The 21,066-nt window shown below is 69.5% G+C and carries 17 protein-coding genes; 16 read left to right on the plus strand and 1 reads right to left on the minus strand.

Going from position 1 to position 21,066, the window contains the following annotated elements; all coding sequences use genetic code 11:
- Position 1: 1 nt before the first annotated feature.
- The 12 genes from ACZLZQ_RS07870 to ACZLZQ_RS07925 all read left to right on the plus strand — a co-directional run bounded on the left by ACZLZQ_RS07870 (position 2) and on the right by ACZLZQ_RS07925 (position 14,503).
- Positions 2 to 3,901 (plus strand): baseplate multidomain protein megatron, encoded by a 3,900-nt coding sequence (locus ACZLZQ_RS07870; protein ID WP_472948878.1) that lies wholly within the window; start codon positions 2 to 4, stop codon positions 3,899 to 3,901.
- A gap of 94 nt (positions 3,902 to 3,995) precedes the next feature.
- Entirely contained in the window at positions 3,996 to 4,202 is a 207-nt protein-coding gene (locus tag ACZLZQ_RS07875; RefSeq protein ID WP_472931434.1) for a hypothetical protein, read from the plus strand.
- Positions 4,203 to 4,456: 254 nt separating this feature from the next.
- Complete coding sequence (locus ACZLZQ_RS07880; RefSeq protein WP_472948879.1) at positions 4,457 to 4,813, plus strand: hypothetical protein; 357 nt, start codon at positions 4,457 to 4,459, stop codon at positions 4,811 to 4,813.
- Positions 4,814 to 4,888: 75 nt separating this feature from the next.
- Complete coding sequence (locus ACZLZQ_RS07885) at positions 4,889 to 5,560, plus strand: response regulator transcription factor (protein ID WP_472938768.1); 672 nt, start codon at positions 4,889 to 4,891, stop codon at positions 5,558 to 5,560.
- On the plus strand, positions 5,541 to 6,923 hold the full coding sequence (locus ACZLZQ_RS07890) for an ATP-binding protein (RefSeq protein ID WP_472931437.1): 1,383 nt from the start codon (positions 5,541 to 5,543) through the stop codon (positions 6,921 to 6,923). The genes ACZLZQ_RS07885 and ACZLZQ_RS07890 overlap by 20 nt, the downstream gene beginning before the upstream one ends.
- 79 nt (positions 6,924 to 7,002) lie before the next feature.
- Positions 7,003 to 7,398, plus strand: coding sequence for a hypothetical protein (locus tag ACZLZQ_RS07895; protein ID WP_472948880.1), 396 nt, complete (start codon positions 7,003 to 7,005; stop codon positions 7,396 to 7,398).
- A gap of 208 nt (positions 7,399 to 7,606) precedes the next feature.
- Positions 7,607 to 8,842 (plus strand): c-type cytochrome biogenesis protein CcmI, encoded by a 1,236-nt coding sequence (gene ccmI / locus ACZLZQ_RS07900; RefSeq protein WP_472948881.1) that lies wholly within the window; start codon positions 7,607 to 7,609, stop codon positions 8,840 to 8,842.
- Entirely contained in the window at positions 8,839 to 9,336 is a 498-nt protein-coding gene (gene ccmE / locus ACZLZQ_RS07905) for a cytochrome c maturation protein CcmE (protein ID WP_472948882.1), read from the plus strand. The genes ccmI and ccmE overlap by 4 nt, the downstream gene beginning before the upstream one ends.
- Positions 9,333 to 11,324, plus strand: a complete 1,992-nt coding sequence (locus ACZLZQ_RS07910; RefSeq protein WP_472948883.1) for a heme lyase CcmF/NrfE family subunit — start codon at positions 9,333 to 9,335, stop codon at positions 11,322 to 11,324. Before ccmE ends, ACZLZQ_RS07910 begins: the two co-directional genes overlap by 4 nt.
- 53 nt (positions 11,325 to 11,377) lie before the next feature.
- Positions 11,378 to 11,845, plus strand: coding sequence for a cytochrome c-type biogenesis protein (locus ACZLZQ_RS07915; RefSeq protein WP_472949219.1), 468 nt, complete (start codon positions 11,378 to 11,380; stop codon positions 11,843 to 11,845).
- 323 nt (positions 11,846 to 12,168) lie between these two features.
- Positions 12,169 to 13,701 (plus strand): Do family serine endopeptidase, encoded by a 1,533-nt coding sequence (locus tag ACZLZQ_RS07920; protein ID WP_472948884.1) that lies wholly within the window; start codon positions 12,169 to 12,171, stop codon positions 13,699 to 13,701.
- A 127-nt stretch (positions 13,702 to 13,828) separates the two neighbouring features.
- Positions 13,829 to 14,503: a winged helix-turn-helix domain-containing protein gene (locus ACZLZQ_RS07925; protein ID WP_472931444.1), complete on the plus strand. Its 675-nt coding sequence runs from the start codon at positions 13,829 to 13,831 to the stop codon at positions 14,501 to 14,503.
- A 6-nt stretch (positions 14,504 to 14,509) separates the two neighbouring features.
- On the opposite strand, the gene ACZLZQ_RS07930 is transcribed toward ACZLZQ_RS07925, so the two are convergent.
- On the minus strand, positions 14,510 to 14,899 hold the full coding sequence (locus ACZLZQ_RS07930) for a winged helix-turn-helix transcriptional regulator (RefSeq protein WP_472948885.1): 390 nt from the start codon (positions 14,897 to 14,899) through the stop codon (positions 14,510 to 14,512).
- A 98-nt stretch (positions 14,900 to 14,997) separates the two neighbouring features.
- Between ACZLZQ_RS07930 and ACZLZQ_RS07935 the strand changes: the two genes are divergently transcribed.
- From ACZLZQ_RS07935 to ACZLZQ_RS07950, 4 genes are all read left to right on the plus strand, one after another.
- Positions 14,998 to 15,729, plus strand: a complete 732-nt coding sequence (locus tag ACZLZQ_RS07935; RefSeq protein WP_472948886.1) for an SDR family NAD(P)-dependent oxidoreductase — start codon at positions 14,998 to 15,000, stop codon at positions 15,727 to 15,729.
- Between the two features lie 112 nt (positions 15,730 to 15,841).
- Entirely contained in the window at positions 15,842 to 17,272 is a 1,431-nt protein-coding gene (locus ACZLZQ_RS07940; RefSeq protein WP_472931931.1) for a sensor histidine kinase, read from the plus strand.
- On the plus strand, positions 17,247 to 20,216 hold the full coding sequence (locus ACZLZQ_RS07945) for a bifunctional [glutamine synthetase] adenylyltransferase/[glutamine synthetase]-adenylyl-L-tyrosine phosphorylase (protein WP_472948887.1): 2,970 nt from the start codon (positions 17,247 to 17,249) through the stop codon (positions 20,214 to 20,216). Before ACZLZQ_RS07940 ends, ACZLZQ_RS07945 begins: the two co-directional genes overlap by 26 nt.
- Positions 20,217 to 20,256: 40 nt before the next feature.
- On the plus strand, positions 20,257 to 21,021 hold the full coding sequence (locus ACZLZQ_RS07950) for an EF-hand domain-containing protein (protein ID WP_472948888.1): 765 nt from the start codon (positions 20,257 to 20,259) through the stop codon (positions 21,019 to 21,021).
- The last annotated feature ends 45 nt before the right edge of the window (positions 21,022 to 21,066 follow it).

A 21,066-nucleotide genomic window follows, 5' to 3' on the forward strand; every position in this document is an offset into this window, starting at 1 on the left:
CATGGCGACGATCCTTCTGCAGGCTGTGGGCGGCGCCGTCGGCGGGCTGATCGGCGGGCCTTTCGGCGCGGTTCTCGGTCGGGCGGTCGGCGGGCTCGGCGGCTATGCGCTCGACAGCGCGCTGTTCGGCACGACGCGGCGGAGCGAAGGCGCAAGGCTCGGCGCCAGCCGCATCATGGAAGCCGACGAGGGGGCGGGCGTCGCGCGGCTCTACGGCACGGCGCGGATCGCCGGCCAGGTGATCTGGGCGACGCGCTTCGAGGAGACCAGTCAGACCGAGCGGCAAGGCGGCAAGGGCGGCGGTCAGACCAGCGAGACGACGACCTACAGCTATGCCGGCAACTTCGCGGTCGGGCTCTGCGAGGGGCCGATCGCCGGCATCAGGCGGGTCTGGGCGGACGGCGAGGAACTCGACCTCACCGGCGTGACGCTGCGGGTCTACCGCGGCGGCGAGGACCAGATGCCCGACCCGCTGATCGAGGCGAAGCAAGGCATGGGCAACGCGCCGGCCTATCGGGGCCTGGCCTATGCCGTGTTCGAGCGGCTGGCGCTGGAGCCTTTCGGCAACCGCCTGCCGCAGATCGCCTGCGAGGTGATCCGGCCGGTCGGCACGCTGGAGGAGCGGGTGCGCGCGGTGACGCTGATCCCCGGCGCGACCGAGCACGGGCTGGACCCGGCGCCGGTGCGCGAAACCGTGCGCGGCGGTGAGGACGTGGTGCTGAACCGGCATGCGACAACCGCCGCGACGGATCTCGAGGCGGCGCTCGACGATCTCGAGGGGCTCTGCCCGAACCTTCGGCGCGTGGCGCTGGCGGTGACCTGGTTCGGCGACGACCTGCGCGCCGGGCACTGCCGGATCCGGCCGGCGGTCGAGGTGGCGCAGCGCGACGAGACGCGGGCGTGGCAGGTGAACGGCGTCGGGCGCGCCGAAGCGCCGCTGGTCAGCTGGAGCGGCGGCGGGCCGGCCTATGGCGGGACGCCGAACGATGCCGGCGTCGTCGACGCGATAAGGGCGCTTACCGCGCGCGGGCTGGCGGTGACCTATTACCCGTTCCTGCTGATGGACGTGCCGGCCGGCAACGGGCTGCCGGACCCCTATGGGGCCTTGCGCCAAGCGGACTATCCCTGGCGCGGGCGGATCAGCCTCGACGTCGCGGTCGGGCGGCCGGGCTCAGTGGACGGAAGCGCCGCGGCGGCCGCCGACATCGCCGGCTTCGTTGGCACCGCGCTGCCGGCGCATTTCAGCCTTGCCGGCGGGCGGGTCTCCTATAGCGGGCCGGCGGAATGGTCGTACCGGCGCATGGTGCTGCACCAGGCGTTCCTCGCCAAGCTCGCCGGCGGCGTCGACGCTTTCGTTATCGGGTCGGAAATGCGCGGGCTGACGCGGGTGCGCGATGGCGCCGGGGGCTTTCCCTTCGTCGCCGCGCTGATGGCGCTCGCCGCCGACGTGAAGACGGTGCTGCCGCAAGCAAAGCTCGGCTATGCCGCCGACTGGAGCGAGTATTTCGGCTACCAGCCGGCGGACGGCTCGGGCGACGTCTTCTACAATCTCGACCCGCTCTGGGCACATCCGGCGATCGCCTTCGTCGGCATCGACAACTATCTGCCGCTCGCCGACTGGCGGGCCGAGGATGCCGGCGGGGGCGGCCCGGACGGCGCGGGCTCGGCCTATGACCTCGATGCGCTGCGGCGGGGGATCGCCGGCGGAGAGCATGCCGACTGGTATTATCGCAGCGACGCCGACCGGGCGGCGCGGACCCGCACAGCGATCACCGATGGGGCCGCAAGCAAGCCCTGGGTCTACCGCGCCAAGGACATAGCGAGCTGGTGGGCGGAGCCGCATGTCGAGCGGCGCGGCGGGGTGGAGGTGGGCGGACAGACCGCCTGGGTGCCCTGCTCGAAGCCGATCTGGCTGACCGAGCTCGGCTGTCCCGCGGTCGACAAGGGGGCGAACCAGCCGAACGTCTTCGTCGACCCGAAATCCTCGGAGAGCTTCATCCCCTATTTCTCGACGGGGGCGCGGGACGATCTGATCCAGCGCCGGTTCCTCGACGCGCATCTCAGCTGGTGGGACCCGGCCGTGCCGGGCTTCGACGGGGCCGCCAACCCGCTATCGCCGGTCTATGGCGGGCGCATGGTGGAGCCCTCGGCGATCCATCTCTGGACCTGGGATGCGCGGCCCTATCCGGCGTTTCCCGGCCGCACCGATGTCTGGCGCGACGGCGACAACTGGCGGCTCGGCCATTGGCTGAACGGCCGGCTCGGCGCGGCGCCGGTCGGCGAGCTGATCCGGCGGCTGCTTGCCGACCACGGCTTCACCGATGTCGACGTCGCCGGCGTCGACGCGCTGGTCGGCGGCTATGTCGTCGGCGGCCCCGGCACGGCGCGGGCGCAGCTGGAGGACCTGCTACGGCTGACCGGCGTCGTCTGCCATGCCGACGGCACAAGGCTGGTGTTCCGCTCGCTCGCCAACCTGCCGGCAGGGCGGGAGATCTCAGTCTATGCCGAGGAGGAGGACGGGCCGCTGACCGAGTTCCGCCGCCGCGAGGCGAGCGAGATTCCGGACGAGGTGGTGGTCGGCTTTTCCGATCCCGGCCGCAGCTACCAGCCGGCGGCGGCCGAGGCGCTGCTGGCGCTGGCGGACAGCCCGCGGCAGGAGGCGATCGAGCTGCCGGTGACGCTGGAGGAGAGCCAGGCGCGGCGCTTCGCGGCCGATCTCCTCTCGGATCTCGCGGGGTCGCGGGAGACGGCGCGGTTTTCGCTGTCGCCGGCCGAGATCGCTGCCGAGGCTGGCGACGTGCTGCGGCTGGCGGACGTGCCGGGGCGCTGGCTGGTCACGCGGATCGAGAGCGGCGCGACGCGGCGCGTCGAGGCGCGGCGGCTGCCGGAGGCCGGGGAACGGGCGTCCGAGCGGACGGGGGCTGCGCTGCCGGTGCCGGTGCCGACGGGGCCGACGACGGCGTCGCGGCCGCTGGCGCATTTCCTCGATTTGCCGATGGGGACGGACAGCCTGCCGGAAGCAGCGCCGCGCCTTGCGGTCTTCGCTGCGCCGTTCCTGCCAGTGGTGGTCGAGGCGGCGGCGGGCGGCGGTTTCACCCGGCGGCTGGTGATCAGTGCCGCCGCGACGCTCGGCACGCTGACGGCCGCGCTGCTGCCGGGGCCGGAGGGGCGGATCGACGCGGCGAACAGCCTCACCGTCGATCTCTCGCGCGGCGCGCTCGCCTCGATCGGCCGGGATGCGCTGCTGTCCGGTGGCAATCTGTCGGCGGTGCTGTGCGCCAATGGCGAATGGGAGGTGTTGCAGTTCGAGGCCGCCGAGGAGGTGGCGCCGATGCGCTTTCGCCTGACGGGCCTGTTGCGGGCGCAAGGCGGGACCGAGGATGCGATGACCGCGGGCGCCGCGTCCGGCGCCGCCTTCGTGCTGCTCGACGGGGGGCCAGTGTCGCCGGGACTGCGGGCGGACGAGATCGGGCGGACGCTGGAGTGGCGCCTGTCGCCGGCCAGCCGGCCGCTCGACGACCCCGCGGTGCTCGTTCGGACCGTCACGCTTGGCCTGCGCGCGGTGCGGCCGCTGTCGCCGGTGCATCTGTCCGGGCGCTTCCTCGAAAATGGCGCGCTGGCGCTCGGCTGGATCCGGCGCACGCGGCTTGGCGGCGACGGTTGGGACGGGCTCGACGTGCCGCTCGGCGAGGAGATCGAGCGCTACCGGGTCGACCTCGTCGACGCCGCGGGGACGCGGCTGACGCTGGAGATGGCGGGGCCGGCGGCGACGGTCAGCCTTGCCGAGCAGGTCGCCGCCTTCGGCACGGCGCCGGCGGCGCTCGACCTGGCGGTGGCGCAGCTGTCGCTGACCTTCGGGGCCGGCACGGCCCGGCACGCGGCGGTGGTGCGCTCGTCCTGACACGGCACGGCGCCGGTGCTCGCGGGCAAGGCTTTCTCGGCGCCGCAGGCCCGCGCCGGAGATCTACGCCATCATCAACAGGGAAGGACGAGCAATGACGGACGAAAAGCACTGGTACCAGTCGAGGACCATCTGGGGTGGCCTTGTCGCCCTCGGTGCGGCGCTGGCGGGCATTGCCGGCATCGACATCGACGCCGCCACCAGCGACGCGCTGGCGCTCGGCCTCGCCAATGCGGCGGCCGCGGTCGGCGCTGTCGTGGCGATCCTCGGCCGGCTGGACGCGGTGAAGACGATCCGCTGAGGTCGGAGGAGGGGCGCGAAAGGTTGGCCGCGCCTCTTCATTCCGTTTGTGGACGGTCACGGCGGTGCTGGAAGATCCTGCCTTGTCCGGCCTCTCAAGGGGGATGTCGCCGTTCCGGCGGCATAAATGCGGTCTCGCACTTGGGTGAGAGGTGCGCGTCAGAGGCGATATCATTCGAGGCGTATTGGCTCGCTGTTCATTCGACATTCAGTGCGGGTACGATAGTGTTGCGAGGCTCTTACTGCGGACCTGACATGATCTTTCGCCCTTGCTCCCGTATCCTGCCTGTCGCCAGCCTTCTGGCGGCGCTGTGGAGTTGCGGGCCTGCGCTGGCGAGCGTCTCCGGCGGGACGGTCGCACCAACCGGCTTTTCCGCCCCTGTCGGGGAAGGACCGAGCGGCAGCGCGGCGGGCGCGGTCGATGCCCCGGTGCTGATGGCGGCGGCGGATTGCTCGGGGGCGGCGGCGCAGGCGGCGGCGGACAGCGGGGGGCAGGTGCTGTCGGTGTCGAGCCGGCAGCAGAACGGCCGGACGGTGTGCGTGGTGACGGTGCTGGTGCCCGGCTCCGACGGGGGCCGACCGCGCAAGCAGACGATCACCCTTCCGCAATAGCGCGCGCTCGCCGGAAACGGGAACGCCGGAGCGTTTCCGCGGACGGGCGTCGCGGACGAGACTGAACGGATACCCATGCGCATTCTCATCGTCGAGGACGATCCCAACCTCAACCGACAGCTGCACGAGGCGCTGATCGGCGCAGGCTATGTCGTCGACCGCGCCTTCGACGGCGAGGAGGGGCATTTCCTCGGCGACAGCGAGCCTTACGACGCGGTGATCCTCGACGTCGGCCTGCCGTCGATGGACGGGATCAGCGTGCTCGAGCGCTGGCGCCGTGACGGGCGGACAATGCCGGTGCTGATCTTGACCGCGCGCGACCGCTGGAGCGACAAAGTCGCCGGCATCGACGCCGGGGCCGACGATTACGTGACGAAACCCTTCCACATCGAGGAAGTGCTGGCGCGGCTGAGGGCGCTGATCCGCCGGGCGGCCGGGCATGCCTCGTCGGAGATCAACTGCGGGCCGCTGCGGCTCGACACCAAAGCCTCGAAGGCGACCGTCGACGGCACGCCGCTCAAACTCACCTCGCACGAGTACCGGCTGCTCGCCTATCTCATGCACCATCACGGCGAGATCGTCTCGCGCACCGAGCTGATCGAGCACCTCTACGACCAGGACTTCGACCGCGACTCCAACACGATCGAGGTCTTCGTCGGGCGCCTGCGCCGCAAGATCGGCATCGACCTCATCGAGACCGTGCGCGGCCTCGGCTACAGGATGCGGGATGAAGCTCCGGGCGTTTGATTCGCTCACCGTCCGCGTCATCGCCTTTTCCAGTTTCTGGGCGATCGCCGCGTTCACCGTGATCGGCGGGCTGATCTCGGCGCTCTACAGCCAGACGGCGTCGCGCGGCTTCGAGGAACTTTTGACGGCGCAGCTCTACAACATCGTCAACGCCGTTACCGTCACCCCCGAGGGCCAGCTCGCGGGGTCGCCCGACCTTGGCGACCTCCGCTATTCGCAGCCGCTGTCGGGCTGGTACTGGGAGGTGCTGCCGGCGAGCCCCAACACCAAGGGGCGGCTCGCCTCGGTGTCGATCGGGCCGGCCGACATCGCCGCGCCCGACCCCAAGGAAAAGCCCTTCGACCTCTACTATCGCCGCGACTACGAAGCGGTGGGGCTCGACGGCGAGACGCTGAAGGTGGTCGAGACGGAGATCGTGCTCGACCAGGAGAACCACATCGCCCGCTTCCGGGTGATGGGCAATGCAAGCCTCCTCAACGCCGACATCGCGCAGTTCGACTGGCGGCTCGGCTTCTATCTCGGCGGCTTCGGGCTCGGCTCGATCCTGATCAATGGCGGCGCCATCCTGTTCGGCCTGCGCCCGCTCGCGAAAGTGCGGCGGGCGCTCGGCGAAGTGCGGGCCGGGCGGGCGGAGCGGCTGCAAGGGCCGTTCCCGGCCGAGCTGCGCTCGCTGGCCTTCGAGATGAACGGGCTGATCGACAACAACCGCCGCATCGTCGAGCGCGCGCGCACGCAGGTCGGCAACCTCGCGCATTCGCTGAAGACGCCGATCGCGGTGCTGACCAACGAGGTGGCGGCGATCGGCGGCGAGAAGGGCCGGCTGGTCGGTGAACAGACCGAGCGCATGCGCCAGCAGGTGCAGCACCATCTCGACCGGGCCCAGGTCGCCGCGCAGAGCGAGGGCGTGGTGTTCCGCTCGCCGGTTCGGCCGGCGCTGGAGCGGCTGGTGCGGGTGATGGCGAAGCTGAACCCGGAGCTTCATCTCGACGGGCCGCATCTCGCCGGCGCGCCAATCTTCGCCGGCGAGCGCCAGGATTATGAGGAGATCGTCGGCAACCTTCTGGAGAACGCGGCGAAATGGGCGACGGGAACGATCCGCGTCTCGGCCGAGACTGCCGGCGACGGCCGTTTCCGGACGGTGATCGAGGATGACGGGCCGGGCCTGACCGAGGCCGAGATGGTGGAGGCGGTCAAACGCGGGCGGCGGCTGGACGAGAAGAAGCCCGGAAGCGGCCTCGGCCTGTCGATCGTTTCGGACACCGCACGGGAATACCGCGGCGCGCTGTTGCTCCAGCGCTCCACCCTCGGCGGCTTGAAGGCCGAGGTGGTTCTGCCGCTGGCTCTCGGCAGCGAGAGTCCATAGATAGGGAATGCGCGGGAACCACGGGTGCCCGGCGCGGTTTGCCGATGCCGGTGACGGATGGTCACGCTGGGAAAATGCCATGTCGAACGTTCTGCGCCCGCTCCTGATCGCCGCCCTTGCCGCCACGCTCGGCGGTTGCCTGACCGGCGGCACCAGCCGTCTTGCGCCGGCGTCGGAAGGCGTCGTGGCGCTCGGCGACGGCCTGGTCGGCCAGACACAGGTCCGCTTGCCGGGCGATGTCCGGGCGAAGGCGCTCGAGGCCGAGTTCCAGGCGCTGCAGTTCGCCCCGGCCGGCACGCCCGTCGACTGGACCGAAGACCGCTACCAGGGCTCGGTCGTCCCGACCCAGCTATACCGAATCGGCGAGAAGGACTGCCGTGGCTACGCGCACACGCTGGTTGCTAAGGGCGCCTCGACCAAGACGGTGGGCACCGCCTGCCGGGGCGAGGACGGCTTGTGGCGGCCGGTGGTCTGAGCGGCGTTTTTCCTCGACAGATGACCGGTAGAACCGGTGATCGCCATAAAGTGACGGGGTAGAGCCGCCTCCTGTTGCGGCATCTTCTCCTGACGGTGGCAGGGCCGCGCAGGGCTTGCTATGTCAACGCCCGGAAGAGTGGCATCGACCGGCCCTGCGCCGGGCGGCAAGTCACGGGCGCATGGCCCGCGGGAGGAATCGCATCGTTTTGTTCTGGATCATCGTCGTCCTCCTGACAATCATCGTGACGCTTTCCTCGGTCTGGCCGATCCTGCGGCGGCGGGACGCGTCGACACCGCTTCGGGCCGAGTACGACGTCGAGGTCTATTCCGCGCAGATGGGCGAGCTGAAGGCGGATCTGGCGCGCGGCACGATCTCGGCCGACGAGGCCGGAATTGCCCGCGCCGAGATCGGCCGCCGGCTGCTGAAAGCGACGGCGGAGGCCGAGACGACGGCCGGCGCGCCGAAGCGGACGCGCGTCAAAGTCCGGCGCTGGCTGGCGGCGGGGCTGGTCGGGGCCGCGATGCCGGTGGCGGCGGTGGTGTTCTACTTCGAAACCGGCTCGCCGGAGATGCCGGACCTGCCGCTGCAGGCGCGCCTCTCGGTCGATCCCGCGCGGGCGGATCTGCCGACGCTGGTGGCTCAGGCCGAGGCACGGCTGCGCAGCAATCCCAATGACGGCGCCGGCTGGGATCTGCTCGGCCCGATCTACCTGCGGAGCGGCCGCGCCGACGAGGCGGTCACGGCGATCCAGAACGCCATCCGGATCCTCGGCGACAGCCCGGAGCGCGAGGCGGGGCTCGGCGAGGCGCTGACCCAGGTGGCGTCGGGCGAGGTGACGGATCTCGCCAAGGCGAGCTTCGAGCGGGCGCTGGCGCTGAACGCCGACTATTTGCCGGCGAAATTCTTCCTGGCGCTCGACCTGTCGCAGGAGAATCGTTTCCAGGAAGCCGGGCCCGCCTGGCAGAAGCTGATCGCGGCGAGCCCGCCGGGTTCTCCCTGGCTGCAGCTCGCGGAAATGGCGCTGGCCGATGCGCAGCAGAAGATCGCCGCGGCCAACGGCGCGCCCGCAGGGAATGCGCAAGGTGCTCCCGCAGTCGCCGGGGCTCCCGCCGTCGCCGGAGCTCCCGAGGTTGCGAGCACGGCGCCGCGTGGGCCGAGCGGCAGCGACATCGCGGCGGCTTCTGGCATGAGCGAAGACGACCGCAAGGCGATGATCGAGGGGATGGTCTCGCAACTGGCCGAGCGCCTGAAAACCGCCCCGAACGACGTCGAGGGTTGGAAGCGGCTGATGCAATCCTATAGCGTGCTCGGCGATGGTGAGCGGGCTCGCGGTGCCTACGCCGAGGCGAGCGCGGCGTTTGCGCCTGGCACGCCGGAGCGGACGGCGATCGACGGGGTGGCGGCACAGCTGGGCGTGGCGCCCGCCGGGGGGGTGAAATGACGCGCAAGCAGAAGCGGCTGGGCTCCATCGGTGCCATCCTCGTCGTCATCGGCGGGGCGGTGGCGCTGGTTCTTTCGGCGATGTCGAGCAGCGTCGCCTACTTCAACTCGCCGACCGACATCATGGCGCATCAGGTCGACTCGACGCAGCGCATCCGGCTGGGCGGGCTGGTGGAGCAAGGCTCGGTCGACCGCGAGGCCGGCGAACTCGTCCGTTTTCGGGTGACCGACAGCGTCGAGAGCGTCGCGGTCGAGTATCACGGCCTGCTGCCGGACCTTTTTCGCGAGGGGCAAGGCGTGGTGACGGAGGGCGTGCTCGGGCCGGACCGGGTGTTCGTCGCAGATACGGTGCTGGCCAAGCACGACGAGACCTACATGCCGAAGGAAGTCGTCGACGACCTGAAGAAGCGTGGCCTCTGGGAGGACGGCAAGGGCAAGCCGATGCCGTCGAAGGCGATGGGCGCGGCGGCCGCGCCGACGGGAGCTGGAACATGATCGTCGAGATCGGCCATTACGCCCTGGTGCTGGCGCTTGCCACCGCCATCGTCCAGTCGATCCTGCCGCTGATCGGCGCGCGTACGGGCGACGGCCGGCTGATGGAGACCGGCGAGATCACCGCGATCGCTTGCTTCGCGCTGATCGGCCTGTCCTTCGGCGCGCTGACGGCGGCGCATGTGACCTCGGACTTCTCGGTCCGCAACGTCTTTGAGAACTCGCATTCCGCGATCCCAATGCTCTACCGCTTCACCGGCGTCTGGGGCAATCACGAGGGGTCGATGCTGCTCTGGGTGCTGATCCTCAGCCTGTTCAGCAGCCTCGTCGCGCTGTTCGGCCGCGATATTCCGGGCAGCCTGAAGGCGAATGTCCTGGCCGTGCAGGCCTGGATCACCGCGGCCTTCCTGCTGTTCATCCTGACGACGTCGAACCCGTTCCAGCGCCTGTCGCCGGCGCCGTTCGAGGGGCAGGACCTCAACCCGGTGCTGCAGGACATCGGGCTCGCGGTGCATCCGCCGATGCTCTACCTCGGCTATGTCGGCTTCTCCGTCGCCTTCTCCTTCGCGGTCGCTGCCCTCATCGACGGGCGGATCGACGCAGCCTGGGCGCGCTGGGTGCGGCCGTGGACGCTGACGGCGTGGATCTTCCTGACGCTCGGCATCGCGATGGGCTCCTACTGGGCCTATTACGAGCTCGGCTGGGGCGGCTGGTGGTTCTGGGACCCGGTCGAAAACGCCTCTTTCATGCCCTGGCTCTCCGGCACGGCGCTGTTGCACTCGGCGCTGGTGATGGAGAAGCGGGCGGCGCTGAAGATCTGGACAGTGCTGCTGGCGATCCTGACCTTCTCGCTGTCGCTGCTCGGCACGTTCCTCGTCCGCTCGGGCGTCCTGACCTCGGTGCACGCCTTCGCCACCGATCCGTCGCGCGGCGTCTTCATCCTCGCCATCCTGACGATCTTCATCGGCGGCTCGCTGGCGCTGTTCGCTATCCGCGCGCAGTCGCTGGAATTGGGCGGCCTGTTCGCGCCGATCTCGCGCGAGGGCGCGCTGGTGTTCAACAACCTGTTCCTGACCACCGCTTGCGCAACCGTGCTGATCGGCACGCTGTACCCTCTGGCGCTGGAAGTGCTGACCGGCGAGAAGATCTCGGTCGGCGCGCCGTTCTTCGACCTGACTTTCGGGCCGCTGATGGTGCCGCTGCTGCTGGCGGTGCCTTTCGGGCCGCTGATGGCATGGAAGCGCGGCGACCTTTTGGCGGCGGCGCAGCGGCTCTACTTCGCCGTCGGCGTGTCGCTGGCGGCTGTCATCATCACTTTGGCGATGACGCAGGGAACGCGGATTCTCGCCGCTTTCGGCTTCGGCCTCGCGGTCTGGCTGATCGCCGGCGCCGGCGTCGACCTCGCGCTGCGCTCCGGCCTGCCGAAGGCGAAGGCGGGCGTCGCGCTGCGGCGCTTTGCCGGACTGCCGCGCTCGGCTTTCGGCACGGCGCTGGCCCATTGCGGCCTCGGCGTCACGGTGCTCGGCATCGTCACCACCTCGGCCTTCCAAACTGAGACGATCACCACCATGCAGGCGGGCGAGGTGCGCGATGCCGGCGGCTACCAGATCCGCTTCGACGGGATCACGCCGCGGCAGGGACCGAACTACACCGAGGAAGTCGGCACCTTCGTCCTCAGCCAAGGTGGGGTGGCGCAGAAGACGCTGGAGAGCGCCAAGCGCTTCTATCCCGCGCGGCAGATGCCGACGACCGAGGCCGGGATCCACACCCACTGGTTCAGCCAGACCTATGTCTCGCTCGGCGATACCGTGGCCAATGGCGGCCGGACCGTCGTCCGGCTCTGGTACAAGCCGCTGATCACGCTGATCTGGCTCGGCGCGGTAATGATGGCGCTCGGCGGCACGGTGTCGCTGGCCGACCGCCGCCTGCGGGTCGGCGCGCCGGCACGGGCGAAGGCCCGGCCGAAACGCAGCCCGGAAGTGACGGCATGAAGCGGCTGGCGGAAATCGTCGTGGTGGCGGCGGGGCTCCTGATGGCGCCAGTGATGCTGCCGGCGATCCCCGCGGTGCCGTCCAACGGCCTCTTCGTCTCCGGCATGGCCTTTGCCGTTCAGCCGGACGAGGTGCTGCCGGATGCGGGGCTGGAAGGGCGGGCGCGAAAACTGTCGGAGGGGCTGCGGTGCCTCGTCTGCCAGAACCAGTCGATCGACGAGAGCGACGCGGCCCTTGCTAAGGACCTGCGCATCCTCGTGCGGGAGCGTCTGGTCGCCGGCGACAGCGACGAGGGCGTGATCAGCTATATTGTCGCGCGCTATGGCGAGTTCGTGCTGCTGAAGCCGCGGCTGTCGATGGCGACGGTGCTGCTCTGGTCGACGCCGGTCGCGCTGATCCTCGCGGGCGCCGCCTTTGCCCTGTTCGCCTCCCGCCGACGCCAGCGCGAAGGCGCAAGCGCCGGATTGACCGCGGATGAGGAGAATGCGGTCGAGCGGGCGCTGGCGGAGCGCGGCCTCTAGAAAGCCGCATGACAGTTAGCCGGACAGCTTGAAAACCGCAGGGTCCAGGACGCTGCCGGGCGGCTCTCCTGTTTTCCTTGCCCCTATCGACCGAAAGGGGCAGTTTTTCGCGCGTCGCTCGGACTGTCCGTCTTCCGTCCCATCGTTCCCCAACATTACCAAGCTTTCACGCATCCGAAGGGGTCCCGTAATCTGAACTCCCCTATCTCTATCTGCGAAGCGGGAGAGGCATCGACGATGCCGCCGCCAGAAAACTTGCGAAAAGGACGAAGCGCCGGTCAGGCAGCGTCGTTTTCGGGGACCTAGGGAAAAGGATGATTTCGATGCCAGACGTGATCCAGAAGTCCAAGCGCAATCGCCTCCTCGCCGCTGCCCTCGCCGCTGGCGTCGCCGGCTCCGCCTTCGCCGGTGGTGTGATGGTCAACATGGTGCCGAGCTATGCGGCGCCGGTGACCATCGAAGCGCCGATGACGAATTTCGGCTTTGCCGACGTCGTCGAGAAGGTGACGCCCGCCGTCGTGTCCGTCCGCGTCAAGGAAAAGGCGACGGTCGCGATGAACGACAGCGACAGCGACCAAGCCAATCCCTTCGAGAACCTCCCCGAAGACCACCCGATGCGCCGCTTCTTCGAGTTCGGCCAGCGCGGCCAGGACGCGCGGCCAGGCGCACCGAAAAAGATGGATCCCCGCCGCGAGAACCGCCAGGCGACCGCGCAGGGCTCGGGCTTCTTCGTCAGCGATGACGGCTTCCTCGTCACCAACAACCACGTGGTTGAGGGTGGTGAGAACTTCACCATCGTGATGAACGACGGCAAGGAGTACGACGCCAAGCTGATCGGCACCGACAAGCGGACCGATCTCGCGGTGCTGAAGGTCGATGCCAAGAACGTCAAGTTCACCTATGTCGAGTTCGGCGACGATGCGAAGGCGCGGGTCGGCGAGTGGGTCGTGGCGGTCGGCAATCCTTTCGGCCTCGGTGGCTCGGTGACGGCCGGCATCATCTCGGCGCGTGGCCGCGACATCGGCGCGGGTCCCTATGACGACTTCCTGCAGATCGACGCGGCGGTGAACCGCGGCAATTCCGGCGGCCCGGCCTTCGATCTTTCGGGCAAGGTGATCGGCGTCAACACCGCGATCTTCTCGCCGTCGGGCGGCAATGTCGGCATTGCCTTCGCCATCCCCGCCTCGACCGCCAAGGGCGTCGTCCAGTCGCTGCGCGACAAGGGCTCGGTGCAGCGCGGCTGGCTCGGCGTGCAGATCGCCTCGGTCACCGGCGACATTTCGGACGCGGTCGGCCTTGCCAACGAGGACGGCGCCATCGTGACGCTGCCGGACAATTCGACCCCGGCGTCGGAAGCGGGCATCAAGACCGGCGACGTCATCACCGCGGTGAACGGCGAGACGGTCAAGGGCCCGAAGGAGCTGGCACGCAAGGTCGCCGAGTTCGCGCCGAACACCTCGATCGACGTTACGGTGTGGCGCGACAATGCGGCCAAGACGATCGCGGTGAAGCTCGGCAACATCGCCAGCCTCGACGAGGCTTCCTCGGCTGCGGGCTCGAGCGACGGCGCCCCGGTCGATCCGTCGGCGCTGTCGGGCTACGGCCTGACGCTGACGCCGTCGGAAGACGGCAGCGGCGTCGTGGTCACCGAGGTCGACCCGTCCTCATCGGCCGCCGACAAGGGCGTGCAGGCCGGCGACATCATCGTCTCGGTCAACGGCAAGGCGGTGACCTCGCAGGCGCAGGTCCAGTCCGCGCTGAAGGAGGCCGACAAGGGCGGCCGCAAGGCGGCGCTGTTTCAGCTGCGCAATGGCGAGCAGAACCGCTTCGTCGCCTTGCCGATCGCCAAGGGCTAAGCGGCCGGGCGAAAGCCCGGTCGTTCGAACGGGGGCGGCGGCTTGGTCCGCCGCCCTTTTTCATGGGGCATGATGAAAGGAGCGCAGCGCCATGGCGTTGTCCGCTGAATCCGCTACATCCCAATCCATGCGAATTCTGATCATCGAAGACGATCGCGAGGCGGCGGCCTACCTCGTCAAGGCGCTGAAGGAAGCCGGGCACGTGCCGGACCATGCGGGCGACGGCGCGTCGGGCTTCCACATGGCCGACACCCGCGACTACGACGTGATGGTGGTCGACCGCATGCTGCCCGAGCGCGACGGGCTGTCGGTGGTCTCGGGCCTGCGCGAAAAGGGCAACGGCACGCCAGCGCTGATCCTCTCGGCGCTTGGCCAGGTGGACGACCGCGTGACCGGGCTTCGCGCCGGCGGCGACGATTATCTCGCCAAGCCCTATGCGATCGCCGAGTTGCTCGCCCGCGTCGAGGTGCTCGGCCGGCGCCGCGGCGGGCGGGATGTCGAGACCGCGTACAAGGTCGGCGATCTCGAGCTCGACCGGCTGTCGCACGAGGTCAAGCGCGGCGGCAAGCCGATCGTGCTGCAGCCGCGCGAGTTCCGACTGCTCGAATACATGATGAAGAATGCCGGCCAGGTGGTGACCCGCACCATGCTGCTGGAGAATGTCTGGGACTATCACTTCGACCCGCAGACCAACGTCATCGACGTGCACGTCTCGCGGCTGCGCTCGAAGATCGAGCGCGAGTTCGGCTCGCCGCTGCTGCATACGGTGCGCGGTGCCGGCTACATCATGCGCGCCGAGTAGGGCGCGCTACTTGGGTTCGCGCCGGTCGAAGTCGCGTTGCGCCTGCTGGACGTTCCCCGCGTGCTCCAGCGTCCAGACATAGAGGGCGGCGAAGGGGTCGCGCAGCGTCTGGCCGAGCGGGGTGATGGAGTACTCCACAGCCACCGGCGAGGAGGCGATCACCCGGCGCAGGATCAGGCCGTTCCGCTCCAGTCGCCGCAGCGCCTGCGTCAGCGCCTTTTGGGTGATGCCTTCCAACCGACGCCGCAGGGCGTTGAACCGTTGCGGCTGGGTGCAGAGCACGGACAGGATCATGATCGACCATTTGTTGGCGATCTCGTCGAGGATCGGCCGAGTTGCGGAGGCCAGAGCGAAGACGGGGTCCGTCGGGTCGTCAAAGGGGATGTGAACGTTCATCGCGGTATCCTCTGATATACCTAGGCGATATGAAGTGCCTAATTGACCCCAGATATACAGGATATACCTAGGAGCTCCACTCAAAATGGAGCATTGGCATGTCGAAACTGAACGGGAAGATCGCGGTCATCACAGGCGGCAGCAGCGGGATCGGACTGGCCACCGCAAAGCGGTTCGCTGCAGAGGGCGCCACCGTCCTGATCACCGGGCGCCGGCAGGCGGAACTCGACAGGGCGGTGACCGAGATCGGTGGGAAGGTCGAGGCGGTGCAGGGCGACGTGACGGTTGCCGCCGATCTGGACCGTCTCCGTATGGCGGTGGCAGCGAAAAGCGGCCGGCTCGACATCCTCGTCGTCAATTCCGGCCAGGCCGAGTATGCGGTGCTGGAAGACAACAGCGAGGAGCACGTCGACAAGATCTTCGGTCTCAACGTGCGGGGGCTGGTGTCCACGGTGCGGACGCTGGTTCCGTTGATGGGCGAGGGCAGTGCGATCGTGCTGATCGGCTCGATCGCCGACGTGATGGGCAATCCGGGCTACGGCACCTACAGTGCCAGCAAGGCGGCGGTGCGTTCCTATGCCCGGACGTGGACGGCCGAGCTTTCCGGCCGGGGGATCCGCGTCAACACGCTGAGCCCGGGGCCGATCGACACGCCGATGATGGCGGCGGCCTCCGAGGATATTCGGCAGAAGATCGAGTCGCGCATCCCGATGCGGCGGATGGGACGGCCGGAGGAGGTTGCGGCGGCCGCCCTCTTCCTTGCCTCGGACGAAAGCAGCTACATCGCCGGTGCGGAATTGTGCATCGATGGCGGGCTGACGCAGGTGTGAGGCGAGGGCAGGTGCCCGGTCTCGCGACAGAGAGAAGGGCGCTTGCCATGTTCGACAATTCCGCCGCCATCGCAGCCTCTGCGGCCGCCGTGCAAGCTGTCAGGGCCGATACCTGATGCGGCGGCTGCGGGCCTTGATGCGGATGACGGCCGTCCGGCTGTCGGCGGTCTATCTCGCGCTGTTTGCCATCTTTGCCGTGGTGCTGGTAGTTTACGTTACCGCGACGGCTGGCGGCATCCTGCAGAACCAGAGCCACGAGACCATTTCCGAGGAGATCGCTGAGCTCGGGCAGATCTACCAGAATGGCGGCATCGTAGGGCTGGTGCGGGCGATCGAGCGGCGCTCGCGGCAGCCGGGTGCCTCGCTCTACCTCGTCACCGACGCGACCGGGCGGATTCTTGCGGGCAATGTCGAGAGTCTCGAGCCCGGCGTCCTCGACGACAGCGGCTTTACCGAGAAGGCCTTCGGCTACGAGCGCTTCGCCGACGACGTCAACGACCGCTACCACATGGCGCTCGCTGAGATCGTGAGCCTGCCGAACGGCATGCGTGTGCTGGTCGGGCGTGACCAGAGCGAGCAGGAGCGGTTCCGCTTCATCGTGCAGCGGGCTCTGATCCTGGCGCTGGCGCTGATGGGGGCCGGGGCGCTGTTCGCCTGGTTCGTTGTCGGTCGCCGCGCGCTGCGCCGGCTGGACCAGATGTCGGCGTCGAGCGCGCGGATTCTGGCTGGCGACCTCGGCGAGCGGCTGCCGGTGACCGGCGCCGAGGACGAGTTCGACCGCCTGTCGGCCAACCTCAACACGCTGCTCGCCCGGATCGCTTTGCTGCAGGAGGGCTTGCGCCAGGTTTCCGACAACATCGCGCATGATCTGAAGACACCGCTGACCCGGCTGCGCAACCGCGCCGAAGGGGCACTGGCGGACGCTTCGTCCGGTGGCGATCCGCGGGCGGCGCTGGAGAGCAACATCGCCGAAGCCGACCAGATGATCCGCACCTTCGACGCGCTCCTGATGATTAGCCGCGTCGAGGCCGGCTTCCATCCCGCCGAGAAGGACGCGACGGACGTCGCCGCGATCGTCGCCGATGTCGCCGAGCTCTACGAGCCGCTGGCCGAGGATGCCGGCGGGCGCCTGGAGGTCCGGGTATCGGGGCCGGTCGAGGCGCATGCCAGCCGCGAGCTGATCAGCCAGGCGCTCTCGAACCTCATCGACAACGCCCTGAAATACGCGCCGCGGGAGGGTGCCGAGACCGTCGTGACCGTCGGCCTCGAGAAGCGGGGCGAGCGCTGCCTCCTCTCCGTCGCCGACAATGGTCCCGGCATTCCCGAGGACAAGCGCGGCCGCGTGCTGGAGCGGTTCTATAGGCTCGACGACAGCCGGTCCAAGCCGGGCTCCGGGCTCGGCCTGTCACTGGTCCAGGCGATCGCGCAATTGCATGGCGGGCATGTTTCGCTTGAGGATGCCGGCCCGGGCCTTAAGGTCGTGCTCGACTTCCCCCTCGACGGAAAGGCCCGCGACGATGCCAGAAGGACCGACGCCGGCTGACGGCCTGAGGATCGGCGGCACGGCGCCGCTGCTGCCGCTCGATGCCGCGCGCGCCGCGGCGTGGATCGACGACCTCCGCCGGCGGGCGGAAGAGGACGGCTGCGCGCGCCTGTCGGCGCTTCTCGCGGTGCCCGGAGCCGACCGCGACCGCCTCGGGGCGGTGCTGGATCTTTCCGGCCATCTCAACGCCATCCTGCTCGCGCGGCCGGACTGGCTGGAGCAGCTGTTCGACGGCGATGCGCGCGCGCGGATCCACGCGATCATCGCGGGCCTTAGCGCCTTGCCAGGCGAGGCCGCGACCGAGAGTTCGCTGATGACGCTGCTGCGCGAGGCCAAGCGCGAGGCCTCGATGCTGATCGCGCTGCGCGACCTCTTCGGCGCGGCGGACGGGCGCGAGACCACCGCCGACCTCTCGGGCCTGGCCGAGGCCGCGGTGCGGGCGGCGGTGCGCTTCCTGCTCCTGGATCTGCACGGGCGGGGCAAGCTGTCGCTGCCCGATCCGCTGCGGCCCGAAACCGGCTGCGGCTTGTTCGTCCTCGGCATGGGCAAGCTCGGCGGGGGCGAGCTCAACTATTCCAGCGACATCGACCTCATCGTCCTGTTCGATCCCGAGGCCCCGGCGATCCTAGACGCGGACGAGGCGATCGACCTCTTCTCGCGGTCGGTGCGGCGCTTGATCCGGATGATCGGCGAGCGGACCGGCGACGGCTACGTCTTCCGCACCGACCTCCGGCTGCGGCCGGACCCCGGCGCGATGCCGCTCGCCATCCCGGTGGCCGGGGCGATCGCCTATTACGAGGCGTCGGGCCGCAACTGGGAGAGGGCGGCGATGATCAAGGCGCGCTGCGTGGCCGGCGACGCCGCGGCCGCCGCTGCCTTCCTCGACGAGATGACGCCGTTCGTCTGGCGCAAATATCTCGACTTCGCCTCGATCGCCGAGATCCAGGCGATGAAGCACCGGATCGACCGGCACCGCGGCTTCGATGGCGTGGCGGTGGCCGGGCACAACGTCAAGCTCGGGCCGGGCGGCATCCGCGAGGTTGAGTTCTTCGCGCAGACCCAGCAGCTGATCGCCGGCGGAAGGGCGCCGGGGCTGAGGCTGCGGCGGACGGAGGAGACGCTGCTGGCGCTGGCCGGCGGCGGCTGGATCGACCGCGCGGTCGCCGACGAGCTGATCGAGGCCTACTGGTTCCTGCGCCGCGTCGAGCATGCCATCCAGATGGTCGCCGACGATCAGACCCACACGCTGCCCGAAGACGTGCCCGGCCTCGAGCGGGTCGCGCGGCTTTCGGGATTTGCCGATCTCGAAGGCTTCTCCGGCGCCTTGCTCGGCCGGATGCGGGCGGTGGAGCGGCGGTTCTCGCAGCTCTTCGCCGGCGAGGAGAGGGGATCGGACGCGCCGTCGGTCGACCGCCTGCTCGGCGGCGAGGAGGATGCGGCCTTGCTCGAACGCCTGGGGGCCCTCGGCTTCCAGCGCCCCGGGGACGTTGCGAGGATGCTGCGCAACTGGGGCGAGGGGCGCACGCGCGCGACCCGTGCGGAGGCGACGCGCCAGCATCTGGCGCGGGTGCTGCCGGCCTTGCTCGCGGCCTTCGCGAAGGCCGGCGACCCGGACGCGGCGATGGCGAGCTTCGACGGCTTTGTCGCCAAGCTCCCGGCCGGGCTGCAGTTCTTCTCGCTGATCGCCTCCAACCCACGGCTGCTCGATCTGCTGGCGCTGATCATGAGCGCGGCGCCGCGCCTGGCCGAGACGATCTCGCACCGGCCGCACGTCTTCGATGCGCTGCTGGAGCCGGCCTTCTTCCGCGAGATGCCGCGCGCCGCCGATCTCGCCGAGCGGCTCGCCGCCTTCCTCGCCGAGGCGGATGGGTATGAGGACCGGCTGATCCGGCTGCGAATCTTCACGTCGGAGCAGAAGTTCCTCGTCGGCGCGCGGCTTTTGGTGGGCGCGATCGAGGGTGAGGCGGCAGGCCGTGGATACTCGGCCATCGCCGACGTGGTGCTGGCGGCGGCGTTCGCGGCGGTTCAGGCGGATTTCGCCGAGCGACACGGGCGGGTGCCGGGCGGCCGCGTGGTGCTGCGCGGCATGGGCCGGCTTGGTAGCCGTGAGATGACGGCGGGCTCCGACCTCGATCTGCTGCTGCTCTACGACCACGACGCCGATGCCGAGGAGTCGGATGGGCAGAAGCCTTTGCCGGTCAGCGTCTACTACATCCGCCTGACGCAGCGGCTGATCGCGGCGCTGACGGCGCCGATGGGGGAGGGCGTGCTCTACGACGTCGACTTCCGCCTCCGCCCCTCCGGCAACAAGGGCCCGCTCGCCACCCATGTCGACGCCTTCCGGCGGTATCAGGAGACCGAGGCCTGGACCTGGGAGCGGATGGCGCTGACCCGCTCGCGCAACCTGGCCGGCGATGCGGCTCTCTGCGCGGCGGTGGACGAGACGGTGCGCGACGTCATCGCCGCGCCACGCGATGCCGACACCTTGCGGGCCGACGTCGCGGCGATGCGGGCGCGGCTGTTGCGGGACAAGCCGCCCCGGGGTGCCCTCGATCTGAAACGGCTTTCCGGCGGGCTGACGGACCTCGAATTCCTCGCGCAATGGGCCGTGCTCGACGGTCTCGTCGGCGCGGACATGGTCGGAGCGCCGACCGCGCAGGTGCTGGCCGCGCTCGATGATCTGCCAGCCTTACGGATTGGTAAGGCGGCAGTCAGTCTGCGTTCATCGATGGACGCCTACACCAGGGTCATTCAACTGACCCGGCTCGGCCCGTCCGATGTCCAGGGGATCGCCTCTTTTCCGCAAGGCCTGGCCGAGCGGGTGGCGAAAGCCCTCGGCGTCGACGGGTCCGAGGGGATCGAGCCGGTCATTGGAGAAACCGCAGCTCTCGTGCGTTCCACGTTCGAGCGGCTGCTTCCCCTGGTTTCCGAGGACGGCGTCTGAAGCCGCCCGGAGTGCACCCCGCGGTGCAGAAGGAGTTCACATGAACCGAATCAAGCAGCTCGCCCTGTGCGGCGTCGTCATGACCATCGGCGCGTCCGGCTTCGCTTACGCGCAGACCGCGACCCCGACGGCGCCACCGGCCGCCGCCGCCCCAGCGCCGGATGCCGCCGCGCCTGGCGCCACCGCGCCCAATGAGGCGATGTCCGACGAAGCGATGCCGGGCGACGAAATGCAAGGCGACGCCATGGCCGGCGATGATGACGACGACGCCGATGACGCGGACGTCCGGCCTATGCCGGGCCCGGGTGCTTCGGCCGAAGAGGGCCAGCGCGGCCGGCGTGGACCGATGGGCTGGATGGACAAGAACCAGGACGGCACCATCGACAAGGCAGAGTTCCAGGCCGGCAAGCTCGAGCGCCTGAAGGCGGCCGACACCAATGGCGACGGCACGCTGTCCGAGGACGAGCTCGAGGCCATGGTCCTGAAGCAGATGGCCGAGCGCCGCGCGGCGCGGATGATGAAGCGCCTCGACATTGACGGCGACGGCGTCGTCACGCTGGCCGAGAGCGAGGGCATGCGCGACAAGCGCTTTGCCGTTCTCGACCTCAACAATGACGGCAAGATCGACGCCCGCGAACTGCGCGAGGCGCACCGCGGCGTCGGCCCGTCCATGAAGGGTCACGGCTTGAAGGGCCATGGCAAGGGTCCGCACGGCGAGGGCCGCCATCACGGCGGGCGTCACGACGGCGGCATGGAAGGGCGTCACCACCACGGCAAGTCGATGGAAGGCCCGCGCGGCGAATAATCTGCCGGCCACCTAAGACAAGGACGACATGAGAAAGGCCCCGGA

This window comes from Mesocryomonas lacus (genome assembly GCF_055730105.2).